Source organism: Corynebacterium lizhenjunii, assembly GCF_011038655.2.
Classification (GTDB): Bacteria; Actinomycetota; Actinomycetes; order Mycobacteriales; family Mycobacteriaceae; genus Corynebacterium; species Corynebacterium lizhenjunii.
The window spans coordinates 1284528-1302393 of record NZ_CP064954.1 but is presented as its reverse complement, the minus strand read 5'-3'; the positions used below and the strand labels follow the sequence as shown (position 1 = coordinate 1302393).

Genomic DNA, 17866 nt, shown 5'->3' with positions numbered 1-17866 from the left:
CAGGATCCACAGCATTGGTCGTTTCCCAAGGACGACTCCCAACAACCATTCATAACAACGAGTATTTTTATGTCACAGATTTCTCTTTCACCCGCGCGCAAAGCCATCGTGGCTGGGGGCACATTGCTGGTGCTGGCCACCTGGCTGTACTTGGTGCTGCTGCGTCCCACCAACTGGGAATCTGTTGCCGGATCCACAGAGGCCCTCATCACCCTGGTTGGTTATCTCTCCGGCGCAGCCCTTCTGCTTGCGGGCACTGTGCCGGCGCTGCCTGCACGCACCATCGCACTCATCCCCGTCGCGCTGGTACTCAACATCGTGGTCGGGGAGATCATCGGCTCCATCGGTATTCCGCTCTACCTGGACTCGGTGGGAACCGTCTTGGTAGCCGCCCTGGCAGGCCCCATCGCAGGCCTGGCCACCGGCACGCTGTCGTCTGTGGTGTGGGGACTAATCAACCCCGCCGCCTTGCCCTTCGCGGCCGTGTCCGCTGCCACCGGTTTTCTGGCCGGATGGGCCATTAACCGCGGCGCCTTCACCGCCTGGTGGAAGGTGGTGCTCTCCGGCGCGATCCTAGGCCTCATCAGCGGCATGTTGGCCGCTCCTGTGGCCGCATTCGTCTACGGCGGTACCGCCGGGTTGGGCACGGGCGCGCTGGTGTCCTTCTTCCGCGAGGCCGGGCACTCGCTCATCGCCTCGGTCACGCTGCAGTCCTTTGCCTCAGATCCATTAGACAAGGCCATCGTATTCCTTATCGTGTGGGCTGCCATCAAGGCCTTGCCGCAGCGCACCCTGGCCTCCCTGCGCCCCCAGTCACTCCCGCTAGCCCGCTAGTTCGCCCTATCATTCACCTCCTCATCCGCCCCGTCCCCGCAGAAAGGCCGCGACTCCTGTGCATCCAGCCACCGTGCTCACTGCCGCCGCATGCGCTTGGCTGGCGGTTATAGCGGCTAATCAGCCGTGGGTCTCGGCCGGCGTCCTCCTGGCTGCACTCCTGGCAGGGACCATAGCCGCCGGCTCACTGTCCGTTGTTGCTACCACGGCCGCGCTGTCTGTGCCCACGGCATTATCCATGGTGCTCATCCACGCCCCATACGGCCACCACCGCATTGCCCCTTTGCTTACCAGCGATGGTCTGATACTCGCTGCCGTATTGGCCCTGCGTTTTAGCGCCCTCATGGCCTGCATGCTGGCCGCTGCCGCGGCGCTAAAGGTAGCCGACGTCGCCAAATGGCTGCAAGCATCCCGCCTGGGGCATAAGGCCGCCTACGTGGTGGGGGCCTCCCTACAGTCCCTACCGCAGGGCGCTCATGCCGTGCGCGCGGTCCGCGACGCCAACCGGCTGCGCGGCGTGCGCACGCGCTGGAATACGGTGGTGCCGCAGGTAATTGTCCCCGTCATCGCGCGACTTCTCACCCAAGGCACCCAGCGCGGCGAGGCCCTCGCAGCCATCGGCTTCGACCGCCCTGGCCCGCGCACTGTCCTTGAACCGGTGGCGGATACCCGCCGGGGCGGCTGGCTGCGCTGGGCCTTGTTACTCGCCACCCTCAGCGCCATCGGGGCGGTGCTATGGACCTAAACATTACCCCCATCCCGGGCCAGATTACCGAGGTCACGGTGAGTTTTAAGCACAACAGTGACCAGGAGGCGCATCGGCTAGCTCAGCATCTGGGCGTGGAGGCGATAGTGGGCGCAGACGCCGCAGCGCACATTAGCCTCTTGCGCGATACTGTGCGGGAGGAGCTGGCGCTGGCCTTGGAGCATCGCGGTATGCCGCGTGCGGATATGGCCCCGCGCGTGGAGCAGATGCTTGACGCGATGGGTTTGCAGGCTCTGGCCCAGCGCCATCCCGCGCGCTTGTCCGGCGGGCAGACACGTCGCCTGGCCATCGGGGCGGTGGCCATTGCTCAGCCGCCGCAGCTCATCGTGGTCGAACCCTATGCCGGGCTCGATCCCCAGTCACGCCAGCAGGTGCAGGCGGTGCTGGAGTCACTGCCGCAAACCGCCGTCATTGTGGTCCAAGGTGAGCATGAGCTTGCCGATGCCCCCGTCGCTCACCCCGTGCCGCCCACCCCGGGCGCCGAGTTTGCCTATGGCCCGCTGCTAGGTCGGCGCCAAGCGGGACGACGCCGGTGGTGGCACCTTCACGCCCCGCAAGGCGCGGACTTTAGCGTGGGGCCCGTGACGCTGCCGCTGGCACCAGGAGCGGTGACGTGGCTGCGTGGGGCCAACGGTTCGGGCAAGACCACCTTGCTACGGGCAGCGGCCGGGCTCGATGGCGCCAAGGCTGCACTGGATCCCAGTGGGCAGCCGCCGGCTTTAGCGCTGCAATCGCCCATGGATCAGGCGATAGTGCCCACGATCAGCTCTTTAGTGGGCGATGCGGAGTTGGTCGAAGCACTCGGACTGCCCGGTGGGGACCACCCGCTAGATGTCAGCACCGCACAATTGCGCGTGGCCCAGGTGGCCCACGCGGTGGTAACCGCGCGCAGGCAGGGCAGGGAAGTAGTGCTCCTCGATGAGCCCGACACGCTTGCCGATGCCCAAGGCCAACGCCATATCCACCAGCTCATATCCCTTGCCATACGCGAGGGGCGATCCGTGGTGCTCACTACCCACGACCCGGGCTTTGCCCAGCGGGTGAGCCACTACGCGCCCGTGCGGGAGTTTACGCTGGAACCATAAGTGCGCCCCGCGCCGCCCGACGCCTACTCCTGACCCGTTTCCACGACGCGGCGCCGACATCCTGGTTGCCATCCCGTTCGCCTGGCGCCGACCTCGACCACAATCCTGCTTGCGCGCCGCAAGTGCGCTACCCCCGTGTGGGTGCCCCCATTACCATCGGTAAATCGTCCCAAAGTTTACCCTCATTGCACACTCCATTAGACAATGTGAAAATTGACCCTTGCGCAGGCAATACCGGCCGGTTTAGTGTCGATGCCATGAACCTCGAGACGACGCTAATAGGACCAGGGCCCACAGCGCCTGGCGCCTTTATTGACGGTCTCGCCGAGCTAGCCGGTGAGACCGTAGAAAGCCTCGTCGCCCAAGGCTGGTGCCCACTAGCAGCAGCCAAAACCATCACCCTCCACACCACCTACTACGGGGATACCACCTACACCGGCCTGCAATACAAAGCCCTAACCGCCGCCCGCACCCAAGGACACAGCATCTTCGCCCTCGACCTCATCGAGACCAAAACCAAGCGAGTTAGTGACAAACTCGCCAAATGGAAACTACGCGCCAAACTGTGCAAAACGCCTGCCGCTGAGATTGAAGCAGTCGCGCGTGAGCAGCTAAAGAAACTAGCCAAGCCACGTGAAGTTAAAGAAGGCGTAAAACTTACCCACCACGTTAATGGTCTGGCCACGCTAAGAGCCACAGGCAAGTCTGTCGACATCATGGACGTCCACGCCGTAGTTGACCCTCAAGACCAAGTAGAAAGCTTCCTTGCAGCCTTCAGGGGCACAGGGGCTGGCAAACAACGCTACATCCCAATCATCCCCATCTACCTGGATCAGATCTGTGAGTTCGTCGACCGGATGCACAACCCCGGCCGGTATCCCACCGATGCCGATATCCGCGTCCGCGCCTCCAACGGCGCCATCCTCACCGGCAAAGACCTGCTGGAACGGTTGTGCCTGGACTACGGGTTTATCGCAGCGCTATCGCGCGAGCATGGTCCGTTGGACTTATACCGCTACTCGCGTACCGCTAACTCTAAGCAACGCTTATTGCTACTTGCCGAGGGTGCGGAATGCTCCTGGATAGGCTGTCACTTGCCGTTTGATAAGTGCCAGATTCACCACATCCAGCCCTGGAACCAGGGTGGCCAGACCAACATGTCGAATCTGACCCCATTGTGTCCGCACCATAACGGTGCTAATGAGGACCACCCACCAGATGGCATCCCGATAACCCGGGGCCGGATGGTGCGCATGGGTACCGGGGTTGGGTGGCAAGCACCCGGTGGCGCCCCACCAATACAAACCCGGCCCGCGCCCACACCGCCATCAGCCACACCCACCACCTTCCCACCCACCGACACCCCACCGCCCGCCCACCACCAAGCAACACCACCACCGGAAGCCCACCACCAGGCAACACCGCCACCGGAAGCCTAGCCGCCAGCAGACCAGCTAACGGCCTCACGGCCAGCCGGCCGGAAGGTATACGGCCTCTTGCCAGACAGTAGGAATGCTGAAGGTGGGAAGCTGGCGGCATCGGAAAGCACACAGCTCCAACCGCGCGACCCCAACAAAGAAGGCGCGCGGAAGGGGCTAAAGGTGCGTGCCAGACTGAGCCGCACGAATGTGTTTTAGCAGGTGGTTCAGCTCCCGGGGGTGGCGCAGGCGCAGTGTGGGTGGTCCAGTGCAAGACTGCTCACGCTCAAGGGCGCTGCGGTGACGGCTACGGAAAGTTCTGCACCACCACACCAGGATGGACTCGGTCGAAAGGAAAGACTTCCGGATGGTTTCACGGTTGCCGTTACAACACGTGGCGCCGGTTAAGGCGCGCGCAATGGTACGGCGCAACAAGCGCGTGAGAGTAATGTGCGCTGGATAGTCCAGATAGATCAGGACGTCAAGTTGTGGCTCGATGAGGTCGCGAGTAGCGGAGCCCATCGAGGCCATCACCCAGTGCGGCGCCGCAATCAATTCACTGGCACGGGCCCGCTGTTGCTCCTTGGTACGCAGTGTCCACGGGGCACGGGCGGCTGGCTCCCACAAGATGTCCTCATCGTAGTCAATGATCCGCGGCGGTGGGCAAGCCGCAGTGCCCATAGCCGCAGCAAGGCTACGGGCGGCGGTGGTCTTGCCCGCCCCCGTTACGCCTGCGATAGCTATGTGTTTCGCTCTGCTGACATCTGCGAAGCTCGCCTGTGCCATTAGTTTCGCAGTCCGTGGACTGGGGCGGGGATAAAACCGCCGCGGGCGATAAAGGAATCATTGCCCACCGTATTAACCGGGATGACCGGGGCGTAGCCCAAAAGGCCACCAAAGTTGACCTCATCGCCAATAGTCGCACCGGGGACCGGGATCACGCGCACAGCAGTGGTCTTATGGTTCATCACACCAATGGCCGCTTCATCTGCGATCATGCCGGCGATGGTGGATGCAGAGGTCTCACCAGGCAGGGCAATCATGTCAAAGCCCACCGAACAAATGGAGGTCATGGCCTCGAGCTTGTCCATGGAAATAGCCCCGGAGCGTACCGCGTCAATCATGCCCTTGTCCTCAGACACAGGGATAAAGGAACCCGAAAGGCCACCAACCCGGGAGCACGCCATCATGCCGCCCTTCTTGACGGCATCGTTAAGCAAAGCCAAGGCAGCAGTCGTGCCATGGGTACCCACCTGGTCCAAGCCCATATGTTCCAGGATGTGGGCCACGGAATCGCCCAACTCAGCGGTCGGCGCCAGGGACAAGTCGATAATCCCAAAGGGCACACCCAGGCGCTGCGCGGCTAAATTGCCCACCAATTGGCCAGCGCGGGTGATTTTAAACGCGGCCTTCTTGATTTCCTCCGCAACCTGGTCCAGGCTAGCGCCCTCAAGCGAGCCCAAGGCACGGTCCACCACACCAGGGCCAGACACACCAACGCTAACCACGCAATCGGGCTCCTCAATTCCGTGGAAAGCCCCCGCCATGAACGGATTATCGCCCACCGAGTTAGCAAAAACCACCAGCTTGGCGCAAGCAATGGCGCTACGGTCTGCGGTGAGCTCCGCCGCGTCCTTGATTACCTGGCCCATAGTGCGGGCTGCATCCATGTTGATGCCCGCCCGGGACGTCGCAATGTTAACGGAAGAGCACACAACGTCAGTGGTGGCCAGCGCCTCTGGAATGGATGCAATGAGCTTAGTATCAGCGGTAGTAGCGCCTTTTTCCACCAGCGCGGAATAACCACCTACAAAATTAACGCCCACCTCTTTGGCGGCGCGGTCGAGTGCCTTGGCGGCATCGACCGGATTACCCTCGACCCCAGCGACCACCAGCGCGATGGGAGTCACGGAAATGCGCTTATTCACGATGGGAATGCCGAGCTCAGCCTCAATACCTTCACAAACCTCCACCAAGCGGGCAGCCTGGGTGGAGACCCTGTCATAAATTGCCTGGCAGGTCTGCTCCATGGTGGTGCGCGTGCAGCCGAGCAAAGAAATGCCCATGGTCACGGTGCGAATGTCCAGCCGGTAGTTTTCAATCATCTCGATGGTATCGAGGACACCGGCAGTGTTAAAACGTGAAACCATAGGGCTTATACCTCGTGCATGGCCGTGAAGAGGGACTCAGACTGCAGACGAATGTTTTGCCCCGTGCGCTGTGCGACCGGGGCCATGTGCTCCTGCAATTGGGTAAGTGTGGTGGCATTTTCGTCGAATGACACCCGCAAGATCATGGTGAAATAGCCTGACATCAGGGTCTGGGAGACATCTTCGATGTTGACGTTTTTCTCCGCCAACGCGGTGGCGACGGCAGCGATAATTCCGGTGGAATCTGCACCGGTGACAGTCATGATGGCATACATGGGTGCGATTCTATATGCTGGCGTTTTTCCCGCAAGCGCTGGGTCCGCTGCGAGTGGCGGCAAGAATTGCTACGGTGGGGTGGCATGACGCTTTCGCAGAAGATTCTTTACATTGGGGGACACGGCAAGATCGCGCTGCTGGCTATCCCCAAGCTGGTATCCGCAGGCCACACCGTGACCGCGCTGGTACGCAACCCTGAGTACAAGGCGGAACTGACCCAGCTGGGAGCCACCCCATTGGTTGCGGACATTACGGAACAATCAGTGGACGACTGGGCGAACATCTTCCGTGAGTTCGATACCGTGGTCTGGGGCGCAGGTAATGGCGGGCGCGGCGGCAAGGAATTGACCTTCGCAGTGGACCGCGATGGGGCATTGGCCACTGTCGATGCCGCTGAACAGCTCCTGCAGGATGGTGCCGCCCCACGCTATGTGATGATCTCCTACCTGGGTTCTACTCATAATGAGCCCAGCGGGGAAGGCAACTCGTGGGATGCCTATGTGGAGGCCAAGAAAACGGTCGACGAGCGTATATACGCCTCTGGCTTGGATTACTTGGTGCTTGCACCCTCGCTGTTAACCGACGAACCCGCAGGCGGGGTAGATGCCATCGCAGATACCCACAGCCCGGAAGGCACTTCCACCTCCCGCGAGTTGGTTGCCGAGGTACTTACCGAGCTGGTGGGCCGCGAGTCGTTTCCGCAGTCGCCAGTGGCCTTCATCGACGGCACCGGCAGCCCCGCGGATCTTTAGTCCCCGGGCACGGGGCGCCCGCTGCCGGCTAACGCGAGCGCTTTGGGGGCCACCCGCTGCCGACTAACGCGCGCGTTTTTTGGGCCACCCGCTGCTGGCTAGCAGCAGCACTGCGTGGTGCGGAGCGCCTAGACCTCGCACCCGCGAATGGAATGCTCCACCACATCCAACACCCGGTCAAGGCCTTCTTCATTGCCGTGCGCTAGCCGCGCGATGAAGCCGTCCATGAAGGTCTGCAGATACGTGACCAGGGTATCAATGTCGACGTCATCGCGTAGCCGACCGGACTCCGCGTTGGATTCCAAGCGGGCGCGTACGGCGGCATCGAGAATAGACTGTTCATCGATCCATCGGGCACGGAAAGAGGGGTCCGTGCGTAGCATTGAGGTGATTTCTAGGCGCGTGGCCAGCCAGTCGTGACGCTCGGGGTGGGCGAGCATGTCCCGCATAACTTCTACCAGGCCATTGTTGGCCACGGTTTCGGCTTGACGGGCAGCGTCTTCCCGGGCAAGGGCCAAGAAGAGGGATTCTTTATCACCGAAGTGATGGAAGATGGCGCCGCGGGATTTTCCGGTGGCTTCTTCTAGGAGGCGTACGGTGGCGCCTTCGTAGCCGTGTTGGGCAAAACACCGCCTCGCACCGACCAGGATTTCTTGACGGCGGCGGTTGAGTTCATCGTCGCTGACGATTGGCATGGTGCTAGTTTACTCTCACTGACCGGGCTGGAACATGGGAAAGGCAGGAGCCGCGACCGGCGTTGGTCGCGGCCCCTGCCATGGTTAGCGGAGGCGGGGCCTACGCTAGGAGTGGTGATGGCTTATCCTTTAGGACTTCACCATTTGGCGCAGCACGTACTGCAGAATGCCGCCGTGACGGTAGTAGTCGGCCTCACCAGGGGTGTCGATGCGGACGGTAGCGTCGAACTCTACCTTCTCACCGGACTCCTTGGTGGCGGTGACGTGGACGGTCTTCGGGGTGGTGCCGTTGTTGAGTTCGGCGATGCCCTCAATGTCGAAGGTCTCGGTGCCGTCCAGGCCCAGGGACTCGTGGGACTCACCAGCCGGGAACTGCAGCGGGATAACGCCCATGCCGATCAGGTTGGAGCGGTGAATGCGCTCGAAGGACTCGGTGATAACCGCCTTCACGCCCAGCAGGTTGGTGCCCTTTGCAGCCCAGTCGCGGGAGGAACCGGTGCCGTATTCCTTACCAGCGATGACTACCAGGGGAATGCCGGCTGCCTTGTAGTTCTGGCAGGCATCGAAGATGAAGGCCTGCGGGCCGCCTTCCTGGGTGAAGTCGCGGGTGTAGCCACCGGTGACGTCCACCAGCTGGTTAGCCAGGCGGATGTTGGCGAAGGTGCCACGCATCATCACCTCGTGGTTACCACGGCGTGAACCCAGGGAGTTGTAGTCCTGGCGCTCCACACCATGCTCATCCAGGTACTGGGCAGCAGGGGTGCCCGGCTTGATGGAGGAGGCGGGGGAGATGTGGTCGGTGGTCACGGAGTCGCCCAGCTTGGCCAGGACGCGAGCGCCCTTGATGTCCTCAACCGGTGCCGGCTCGGTGGGCATGCCCTCGAAGTACGGAGCCTTGCGGATGTAGGTGGATTCCTCGTTCCACTCGAAGGTCTGTCCCTCCGGCACATCCAGCGAGCGCCATGCCTCGTCACCCTTGTAGACGTCGGCGTAGTCAGCCTCGTACAGCTCGCGGGTGATCGCCTGGGCGATGGTGTCTTCGATTTCCTGGGAGGAAGGCCAGATGTCCTTCAGGAAGACGTCGTTGCCGTCTTGGTCCTGACCCAGAGCCTGGGTCTCGAAGTCGAAGTCCATGGTGCCGGCGATGGCGTAGGCGATGACCATAATCGGGGATGCCAGGTAGTTCATCTTGACATCCGGGGAGATGCGGCCTTCGAAGTTACGGTTACCGGACAGCACTGCGGTGGCAGCCAGGTCGTGCTCGTTGATAGCTGCAGAGACTTCCTCCGGCAGCGGACCAGAGTTGCCAATGCAGGAGGTGCAGCCGAAGCCGGACAGGTAGAAGCCCAGGGCCTCCAGGTCCTTCCACAGGTCTGCGCGCTGGAAGTAGCCGTCCACAACCTGGGAGCCCGGGGCGCAGATGGTCTTGACCCACGGCTTGGAGGTCAGGCCCTTTTCGGCGGCCTTGCGGGCAATCAGGCCAGCGCCAACCATGACGGACGGGTTGGAGGTGTTGGTGCAGGAGGTGATGGAGGCGATAGCCACCATGCCGTGGTCCAGGGTGTACTCGCCACCGTTGGGGGAGGTCACGGTCACCGGGTTGGACTGGCGGCCAGCGGCACCCTTGGCAGCAGACTCGCCCTCACCGGCGCGGGACTTGTTCAGACCGCCGGTGACGTCTTCAAGGTTGTTCTCGCCGCCTTCGTTGGTCATGCGCTTTGCGGCAACAGAGGACTCATCGACCACAACGTCGCCAGAGGCGTAGGTGGGCAGGTCCTTGCGGAACTGCTCCTTGGCTTCGGAGAGCAGGATGCGGTCTTGCGGGCGCTTGGGGCCTGCGATGGAGGGAACCACGGTGGACAGGTCTAGCTCCAGGTACTCGGAGTAGACGGCCTCCGGGGCGTCTTGCTCCAGCCACATGCCCTGAGCCTTGGCGTAGGCCTCCACGCGGTCGATCTGCTCCTGCGGGCGCCCGGTGAGCTCGAGGTACTTGATAGTCTCTTCGTCGATCGGGAAGATCGCAGCGGTGGAGCCGAACTCCGGGGACATGTTGCCGATCGTGGCGCGGTTTGCCAGCGGCACGGACTTCACGCCGTTGCCGTAGAACTCGACAAACTTCTGCACCACGCCGTGCTGGCGCAGCATTTCGGTGATGGTCAGCACCACGTCGGTTGCGGTCACACCCACCGGGATTTCCCCGGTGAGCTTGAAGCCGACAACCTTGGGGATCAGCATGGAGACCGGCTGGCCCAGCATGGCAGCCTCAGCCTCAATGCCGCCCACGCCCCAGCCCAGGATGCCCAGGCCGTTTTCCATGGTGGTGTGGGAGTCGGTACCAATACAGGTGTCAGGGTAGGCAACGCCGTCATTGTCAAAGACTACGCGAGAGAGGTACTCAATGTTGACCTGGTGGACAATGCCGGTTCCCGGAGGAACAACCTTGAAGTTGGAGAAGTTCTCCGAGCCCCAGCGCAGGAACTGGTAGCGCTCCTCGTTGCGCTGGTATTCAATCTCAACGTTCTTCTCCAGGGCTTCGGAGGAGCCGAAGGCCTCGACGATGACGGAGTGGTCAATAACCATCTCGGCCGGGTTCAGCGGGTTAACCTGCTCCGGCTTGCCGCCTAGTGCGGAAACGGCCTCACGCATGGTGGCCAGGTCAACAACACAGGGAACGCCGGTGAAGTCCTGCATGAGGACGCGGGCCGGGGTGAACTGGATTTCGGTGTCCGGCTCAGCGGTGGGGTCCCAGTTGGCCAGGGCGTTGATGTGATCGGTGGTTACGTTCTTGCCATCCTCGTAGCGCAGCTGGTTCTCAGCTAGAACCTTGAGGGAGTAGGGCAGCTTCTCCAGGCCTTCAACCGCGTTGATGTCGAAGTACTCGTAGGTCTTACCGTTGACATCAAGGGTCTTCTTGGCGCCGAAGGAGTTCAAGCTTTCAGTCACAGGGAGCTCCATTCCTTGTTAACGACTGTCTTTTGACTGTCTATTGACTATCGTGAGGTACCGCAGGCGGGGCCCGGGTGCCGTAAAGAAGAACGTGAACGTTCACCGCCTATCGTAGCCCGATGAACTTTCTTCCGCTGCGAGTATAACAGTACGTCCGTTCTGTTTCATGTTTTACCTGGTTCGGCGCGGCGTTACTGCGCAAATGGGGGTAGTCCGCCTACGCTTTAGGGCATATTTGCGCGCGGTAGTTGCGCGTGGTGGTTGCATGGAAAGGTGGCTCCGTGATTCCAGCTGAAGTCAACATTGAGGACTTGGCTGCGCAGCTATCAGAGGATGGCGTTGCGTACTCCGCGCCCGAGTTGGCCCGTGACGCCCAGCTCAATGCGGCGGTCGCCGAAGCGCTGCGTCCCGGCGAGGGCATTGCGGTGGTCGACGTAGTTCCCGGCAAGGCTGCAGACATGCGCGATGTGGCGCAAGAGCTTGCCGATACCGCAGACCTCAATACCGTCATAGTCCAGTGGCCTGGGCAGGTCTCGGCCGTCAGTCAGTCCCATTCCCGCGGCGCACTAGAGGCCGCCCAGGGCGAGGTTCCCGCCGGGGTGGATCAGGTCACTACTCTTGAGTATTTCCACGCCGGACTGAGCTCGGACGTCTTTCCTTGGGCCCCTGTGCTGACGGGGGTCCTGTTGGTAGCGGTTGTGGCCGCTGTTTCTGCCTACGTTCGAGCTGTGCGCTAGCCGAATTTCAGCACCTTTAGGTGGCGCCACTCGGCACCGTTACAGCAATGTGTCGAGTTTCACATAACTTTTTGGTCTCGGGAATGTCGCAGGTCGGTGATGCAAGAAAGTCATGTTGCTCCGCTTGACTGCTGTGGTTTGTGGTAAACGGGCTATCCTTTGCGGCTGTCGTGTCCTACGATTTGGGAGTCAACACGTGAGTCGATAGATGTAACAGTCGCAGACTTGAGCCTTGACAGTCACGCAGACGCTGAATCGGAATTGCACGGGCATGTGGGGAAGCACGCCAAGCGCACCCGGTACCACTCGGTACAGCAGCGAATGGATGGCCGTCGGGGAACATGGTTCTGGCGAGTTGCGACATTTAGAGGCCTTGCGTGGGGATGTCCTTTATCCGTTAATGAACAAACGTGCAGCCATGTGCTGTGACTCTTTACTTGCCGTACGCCAATGGTGCGGCAAGGTGGGAGCCGCACCATTTGCGTGTACGAGATTGTGAGGGCCGCTGGAAGGTTTGTCGCCTACCTAACACACTTATGCGCCGCAGCGAAGTCTGCTTAGCGATGTCTGCTCAACGTTGTCGGCTAAGTCGCCGGACGCTGACCGTCTGGGCCTAGCACGTGAAGAATGGGGAAGATTTTTCACACGCGGTGGCCTGATGGCTGTACTGGCGTATGCATTGTGTGTATGGGACGCATTTTCCAGGGCATTCCAGCCCTGCCTACCCTTTGTGTGCAAAGTGGGGTGGGTGGTGGCTGGCAATCTCGGCATACGTGGACTCGGCATGCTTCGGACTACCCGGCCGGGTAGTCAAGGCTGTCGTGTTGATTTGGCTGCACGCGAGGAGAATACTCGTGGCCACCACCCATACGCCGCGCCGGCGTTTCCGCCTGCGCTCCTACATGGCAGCCGTTGCCTGCACTGCTAGCTTGAGCACCGTTGCTACTTTGACCCCGCCTGCCGCCCACGCTGAGGAACAGGGCTCCACGCTGGAGCAACTGACCCGCGCCTTTTCCAGTGGGCATGGTTCTTGGGCGCAGCTAGCCGGAGCGCTAGCGACTGTGGAAAGTCAAGTCGCTCAACTTGAAAATCAGATGGGCGCCTACCGTGAGGCTGTCAACCGTGCGCTGGTGGATTTGCAGGACGCCCGCACCCAGTACAAGCAGGCCCAGCAGGGCGCTGCTACAGCCCAGGCAGAAGTCGAGGCGGCCGAACGCGCCATCGCCGCTGTACAGGAGAAGCTGGCGGAGCTCGCGGGAACGCAGTTCCGTGGGGCCGAGCGCAGCGACGTCCTGACCGCAGCCGCCGGCTCGCGCTCTCGTGGCGATGCCGCCGAGCGCGCCGCGTTGCTCGAATCCCAAACCGTCTCCCAGCAGCAGTTGCTCGAAGAACTGGAGGCAAAGCGGGCGGAGAAGGCCGCAAAGGAAAAGCAGTTGCGACAGGTCGAGGGCCTGGCCAAGGATCGCGCCGAGTCGGCAGAACAGGCGCAGGCGGACGCGCAGGCTGCTTTGGCAGACAGTCAGGAGGCTGTGCGCGCTGCAACTGAGCGCCACGAGGATCTGGTTGCGCAGCGTGATGCTGCTCGCGCAGCGTTGTCTTCCGCCCCGGCGCCTGCGGCCTACGCAGCGCGCGCTAAGGCTGCTGAGTCTGCCGATGCCCCCTCCGTCCCCACCAGTGCCCCTTCCGCAGGAACCCCGCAGCCTGCTCAGGTCGCGACGGCCGCTCCGTCGGCCGTCGAGGCTGACGCGGCTGTGCCGTCGGCTCCTGCAGGGGCCGCGCCGTCGGCCGTCGAGGCTGACACGGCTGTGCCGTCGGCTCCTGCAGGGGCCGCACCGTTGGCTACTGAAGGGGCCGCGCCGTCGGTGCTAGTGGAACCGGAAGCTAGGGAAGACGCTGCGCGGGAGCAGGATGTGGACCAGGGGGCATCGGCAAGCACGGGTGCGGGAGCGGAACCGGCAGCTGCGGCACCGGAGGCGGGATCCTCTGTGGACCCGCAGGTCTTTGCGCAGGCAGCCGGCCTGATTGCAGCTAGCCAGCCTGTGCACACCGCTTTGGTGGCAGGCAGCTCCGCGGACGAAGGACACCTGGCTGCGCTGCAGAACGCGCTCACCGTGGCTGCCGACGTCTTGGGCGCAGGCGCCGAAGAAGCGGCGGCGGCAGGTGCGGATACCACTGGGCTCGAAGGCATCCTTACGCCTCTAGAATCCAGCGAGACCGTGACCGAGCAGGCCATGGAGTTGGTGGAATCTGCGGGCACTGATGCGCGCATAGAGGCCGTGATCGCGCGGGCCCAGTCCCAGATTGGCACCCCCTATGCTTGGGGTGGCGGCGACGCTAATGGTCCCACCCGCGGCATCCGCGATGGTGGAGTGGCGGATAGCTTCGGCGACTTCAACAAGACCGGCTTCGATTGCTCTGGCCTGATACTCTACGCTTTCGCGGCCGCGGGTATCTCGCTGCCGCACAACTCCGGCTACCAATACAACCACGGAACCAAGGTGCCGGTAAGTCAAATGCAGCGCGGTGACCTAATTTTCTATGGCCCTGGCGGTGGCAACCATGTGGCCCTCTACCTGGGCGATGGAATGATGATCGAGGCTCCGCAGTCCGGCGGAACCGTGCAGACCACCCCGGTGCGTACTGGTGGCATGGCGCCTTATGCAGTACGTCTCATCTAATCAGCCCGTGTGCGTATAGATATCTAGACTCCAACCTTTGGTTGGTAGAGTCATCGATTATGACGAACGCACACACGCATGCCGGTGACTTTGACGCCCTCCTCGTTCTTTCTTTCGGTGGCCCGGAAGGAAACGAGGAGGTCGTTCCATTTCTTGAAAACGTCACCCGCGGACGCGGCATCCCCCGGGAGCGGCTCAAGGTGGTGGGCGAGCATTACTTCCACTTCGACGGGGTGAGCCCCCTTAACCGACTCAACCGCGAAATAATTGCCAATGTGGAGCAAGAACTAGCAGCCCGGGGGATAGATCTGCCGGTCTACTTCGGTAACCGCAACTGGCACCCCTTCGGTACCGAAGCTGTGGACCAGCTAGCTGCCGATGGCAAACGCCATGTGCTTGTGTTTGCTACCTCTGCGTGGGGAGGCTACTCCGCGTGCCGCCAGTACAACGAGGACATCGCGGGCCTGCGTGACTACGCCGCCGAACAAGGCTACGAGGAGATCACCTTTACCAAACTGCGCCAATTCTTCGACCACCCGAAATTTATCGCGGAGGTGGCAGCCGGGCTACGCGAGTCTCTCAGCGCCGTCCCGCAGCAGCTGCGTGCGCACACTCGGGTGGTCTTTACCGCCCACTCGATCCCCACCGCCCACGATGGCGTTGGCGGCGCCGAGGGCGACAAGCACCTGTATTCCCGCCAGATTGCTGAGGCCGCCCGCCTGGTGGCATCCGCTGCGGGGGTTTTGGAATACGACGTAGTGTGGAACTCCCGCTCGGGAAGCCCCCACACCCCCTGGCTAGAACCCGATGTGGTGGACCACGCCAAGGCTCTCCATGAGCAAGGGCAGACCCAAGCTTTGGTGGTGTGCCCCCTGGGATTTATCTCTGATCACATGGAAGTCATCTGGGACCTGGATGTAGAACTCAAGCGCGCGGTGGAGCAGATGGGAATGCACTTTGAGCGCTCGCGCACCGCGGGGCCTTCGACGGCGTTTAGCTCCATGCTGGTAGACCTCATCCAGGAACTGCGCGCGGGGCAAGAGCCCGCAGGTTTGGGTGAGGTTACGGTTTCCGGCTGCACCGTCAACGGCCAGCCGTGTGCTGAAGGCTGCTGCGATATTTGGAGCCTGCGCAAAGCGCAAGGTGCTTAAAACTACGCGGCTTAGTACTGCGGCTTAATTCCTCCCGCGGGCGAATTCAGATAGCGCATGCGCTACACCAGCCATGCGGGTCTGGCGCAACGGCCGCCACAGCGCCAGCAACTGCGGGTCCAGGCTGTGATCGCCTAGCCGGTCGGTGACCGTCTCAATGATCGCGGCCACCCTGTCGGCCCGGGCAAAGAGTTTGGCCGCGCGCGGTGAGGTCGCAGGCGGCAAACCAGGGGCATCGTAGAAGTCGCTGAGGGTTCCAATAGTCAGCCGCGGATTGGGCAGGCGCGTCCCGTGCATTCCCAGGGCACGGGTGGCGGAGTCTACCTGGCCTACCTGGGACTCAATTAACGCTGCGGCCTGGTTGGTGGCCTGGACTAGGGCGGCATCGGCATCGCCGGGGCTAAGCCACGCAGGTGCAGGCAGCGGCTGAGTTTCCTCGATGACCTGCCAGACCTGCCCGGAGTCTGTGGCCTGGGGGATGAGCACAACATTGCGATCTGGCTGGGACGTGCGCACGATGAGGGCGCCTGCGGGGTTGACTGCGGCGGCATCGGCAGACACAGAGCCAGCCGGCAGCACCGGCGGCTCACCCGGGCCAGAAAGAACCAAACGCAACACTGGCTCCGGCGAGGTCGCCACCAGCACGTCAGCGGTAACCTGACGAAGGCGCGCCAGCACGGTGCTAAAAGACTCGCCGTCGGTGCCCTGCGGACGCCCACCCAGTTCTGTGAGGGCATCAAGCAAATCATCGGTGGAAACGTACCCATACAACCAAGCCCCCAGCCACACGGCGGTGTTTTGCAGTGGAGAATAGACCTCGGCGCGCATATCCATAACCTAGGCAGTGTAGTAGATAGACTTGCTGGCTATGAGTTTCGATGATCCCTATTCTGGCGATATCCTGGGCGGACACCGCCGCAAGCAGCCGCGTACGTACCCGGAGGTCCCTGCCGAGCCCGGCATGGTGGTTGAAGTGGTTGGCGACGACTTTGTGGGCGCCGTGATGGGGATTGATAAGACCGTCTTTGGACCCGTTGTGCGCCTGGAGGACCGCCATGGCACCGAGCGGGTGTTTAACCTGATCCCCGGCGGATTTCTTCTCGAAGGCCAACCCGTTACACTCACGCGCTATGTTGCCGTCCAGGCACCGGCAAAATCTAATTCTGGGTCCCGACGCGTGGACAATGTGCAGGCGAAGGTCATCGCGCCGTCGCGGATTTGGGTCGAAGGTGTCCACGACGCCGCCATTGTAGAAAAGGTATGGGGCCATGATCTGCGAGTTGAAGGCGTGGCGGTGGAGTACCTGGAGGGCCTGGACAATCTGGAGGATAAGCTGCGGGAGTTTCAACCCGGGCCCGGCAGGCGTGTAGGCGTACTGGCGGACCATTTGGTGGAAGGATCCAAGGAATCGCGGCTGACCCAGTCCGTGGGCCCGCATGTGCTAGTCACCGGGCATCCCTTCGTTGACATTTGGGCAGCGGTGAAGCCAGAGCGCCTGGGGTTGCGTGCCTGGCCAGACGTGCCCTATGGGGAGGACTGGAAGCACGGTATTTGCCGGCGGGTTGGCTGGCCGGATCCCCAGGAAGGGTGGCGCCGCGTCTACGGGGCAGTAAACACGTTCCGCGATCTGGACTCCACGCTGATTGGTGCGGTGGAACGGCTGGTGGATTTCGTGACCACCCCAGAGCTGAGTAAGGAGGACCTACTCTAAGCGGGCGCGTTGGCGGCGCGCTCGAGCAGGCTAATGGCCAGGCGCCAACCAGCCATCTCCGCGTTCCACCCTGCGGCTTGCAGCCGCTGGGACATGGCCTGCTTGGAAATTCCGAGCTCGGCGGCAGCTTCGTTTTGGTTCAGCCCGGAGCGCACCAGGGCAGTAGCCTCCCGGCCTTCCGGCGTGCGCTTGTGCAGCACGAAGCCTAGCAGGGCGAAAGCTGCAGCGATGTCTGCGGCGTCGTTCCTACGCTCTGGGGAGGCAACTTTGGCATAGACCTGCGCCGGGCGGGCACTGGCGCGCAAAGCTGCCGTGGCACAGTCGCGCACACGGGCTAGGTCGGCCTCGCTGGCGGCATCGGCAGAAGATGGGGGACACACGCCAATGCCGATGGCCCAGTCGCCATCGGCAAGCAAGGCCATTACCACATCGCACAGCTCAGTGGCGCCATCAACGATGGAACGAATGTCCTCGACACCCACGGACTCAAAGCCCGCAACCCCGGGCAACTGATTGAGCGCCTGCGCGGACTGCGTGACCAGCTGGGCACGTTGAGTAGACCGGCCCCGGTAGCGGGCGTGGACGGCGAGCATAATGCGGACCCCTTTCGCGGGAGGCGGATTAAACTCGCCTTAGTCTAGGCCATTGGCTTGATAAGCCCCAGTAG

General features: G+C 62.2%; 16 protein-coding genes. 9 read left to right on the top strand and 7 right to left on the bottom strand.

The features are described from left to right. Nucleotides 1–69: 69 nt before the first annotated feature. From G7Y31_RS06030 to G7Y31_RS06015, 4 genes are all read left to right on the top strand, one after another. The gene (locus G7Y31_RS06030; protein WP_165008122.1) at nt 70–834 is read left to right on the top strand and encodes an ECF transporter S component; all 765 of its coding nucleotides are present in this window, start codon (nt 70–72) and stop codon (nt 832–834) included. Between the two features lie 58 nt (nt 835–892). Further along, a complete protein-coding gene (locus tag G7Y31_RS06025) occupies nt 893–1579 on the top strand; it encodes a CbiQ family ECF transporter T component (RefSeq protein ID WP_165008120.1) in 687 nt (228 codons plus the stop codon). Next, entirely contained in the window at nt 1570–2685 is a 1116-nt protein-coding gene (locus G7Y31_RS06020; protein WP_165008118.1) for a P-loop NTPase family protein, read from the top strand. Before G7Y31_RS06025 ends, G7Y31_RS06020 begins: the two co-directional genes overlap by 10 nt. A gap of 257 nt (nt 2686–2942) precedes the next feature. Then, nucleotides 2943–4124 carry an HNH endonuclease signature motif containing protein gene (locus G7Y31_RS06015; RefSeq protein WP_165008116.1) on the top strand — a complete coding sequence of 394 codons (1182 nt, stop codon included), beginning with the start codon at nt 2943–2945 and terminating at the stop codon, nt 4122–4124. Between the two features lie 156 nt (nt 4125–4280). On the opposite strand, the gene G7Y31_RS06010 is transcribed toward G7Y31_RS06015, so the two are convergent. From G7Y31_RS06010 to G7Y31_RS06000, 3 genes are read right to left on the bottom strand one after another with little or no spacing between them, the layout of a single operon-like run. Next, a complete protein-coding gene (locus tag G7Y31_RS06010; protein WP_196823632.1) occupies nt 4281–4889 on the bottom strand; it encodes a P-loop NTPase family protein in 609 nt (202 codons plus the stop codon). After that, a complete protein-coding gene (locus tag G7Y31_RS06005; RefSeq protein ID WP_165008112.1) occupies nt 4889–6253 on the bottom strand; it encodes a PFL family protein in 1365 nt (454 codons plus the stop codon). The genes G7Y31_RS06010 and G7Y31_RS06005 overlap by 1 nt, the downstream gene beginning before the upstream one ends. A 5-nt stretch (nt 6254–6258) precedes the next feature. Continuing rightward, on the bottom strand, nt 6259–6528 hold the full coding sequence (locus G7Y31_RS06000) for an ACT domain-containing protein (RefSeq protein ID WP_165008110.1): 270 nt from the start codon (nt 6526–6528) through the stop codon (nt 6259–6261). 84 nt (nt 6529–6612) lie between these two features. Between G7Y31_RS06000 and G7Y31_RS05995 the strand changes: the two genes are divergently transcribed. Continuing rightward, nucleotides 6613–7281 (top strand): SDR family oxidoreductase, encoded by a 669-nt coding sequence (locus tag G7Y31_RS05995; protein ID WP_165008108.1) that lies wholly within the window; start codon nt 6613–6615, stop codon nt 7279–7281. A 128-nt stretch (nt 7282–7409) separates the two neighbouring features. Here G7Y31_RS05995 and G7Y31_RS05990 read toward each other — a convergent pair whose 3' ends face one another. Both G7Y31_RS05990 and acnA read right to left on the bottom strand, forming a co-directional pair. Further along, nucleotides 7410–7976 (bottom strand): TetR/AcrR family transcriptional regulator, encoded by a 567-nt coding sequence (locus G7Y31_RS05990; protein ID WP_165008106.1) that lies wholly within the window; start codon nt 7974–7976, stop codon nt 7410–7412. 129 nt (nt 7977–8105) lie between these two features. After that, on the bottom strand, nt 8106–10919 hold the full coding sequence (acnA, locus tag G7Y31_RS05985; protein WP_206215017.1) for an aconitate hydratase AcnA: 2814 nt from the start codon (nt 10917–10919) through the stop codon (nt 8106–8108). A 284-nt stretch (nt 10920–11203) separates the two neighbouring features. On the opposite strand from acnA, the gene G7Y31_RS05980 reads away from it, so the two are divergent. From G7Y31_RS05980 to G7Y31_RS05970, 3 genes are all read left to right on the top strand, one after another. Further along, nucleotides 11204–11659 carry an Rv1476 family membrane protein gene (locus G7Y31_RS05980; RefSeq protein WP_165008103.1) on the top strand — a complete coding sequence of 152 codons (456 nt, stop codon included), beginning with the start codon at nt 11204–11206 and terminating at the stop codon, nt 11657–11659. An 854-nt stretch (nt 11660–12513) separates the two neighbouring features. Further along, nucleotides 12514–14337 carry a DIP1281 family NlpC/P60 protein gene (locus G7Y31_RS05975; RefSeq protein WP_165008101.1) on the top strand — a complete coding sequence of 608 codons (1824 nt, stop codon included), beginning with the start codon at nt 12514–12516 and terminating at the stop codon, nt 14335–14337. Nucleotides 14338–14396: 59 nt separating this feature from the next. Continuing rightward, nucleotides 14397–15488: a ferrochelatase gene (locus tag G7Y31_RS05970; protein ID WP_165008099.1), complete on the top strand. Its 1092-nt coding sequence runs from the start codon at nt 14397–14399 to the stop codon at nt 15486–15488. Nucleotides 15489–15512: 24 nt separating this feature from the next. On the opposite strand, the gene G7Y31_RS05965 is transcribed toward G7Y31_RS05970, so the two are convergent. Further along, nucleotides 15513–16322, bottom strand: a complete 810-nt coding sequence (locus G7Y31_RS05965; RefSeq protein ID WP_165008096.1) for a hypothetical protein — start codon at nt 16320–16322, stop codon at nt 15513–15515. A gap of 34 nt (nt 16323–16356) precedes the next feature. Here G7Y31_RS05965 and G7Y31_RS05960 point away from each other — a divergent pair, with 34 nt between their 5' ends. Continuing rightward, nucleotides 16357–17199 (top strand): DUF3097 domain-containing protein, encoded by an 843-nt coding sequence (locus tag G7Y31_RS05960; protein WP_165008095.1) that lies wholly within the window; start codon nt 16357–16359, stop codon nt 17197–17199. Here G7Y31_RS05960 and G7Y31_RS05955 read toward each other — a convergent pair. Further along, complete coding sequence (locus tag G7Y31_RS05955) at nt 17196–17792, bottom strand: MarR family transcriptional regulator (protein WP_165008093.1); 597 nt, start codon at nt 17790–17792, stop codon at nt 17196–17198. The genes G7Y31_RS05960 and G7Y31_RS05955 overlap by 4 nt on opposite strands. Between the last annotated feature and the right edge of the window lie 74 nt (nt 17793–17866).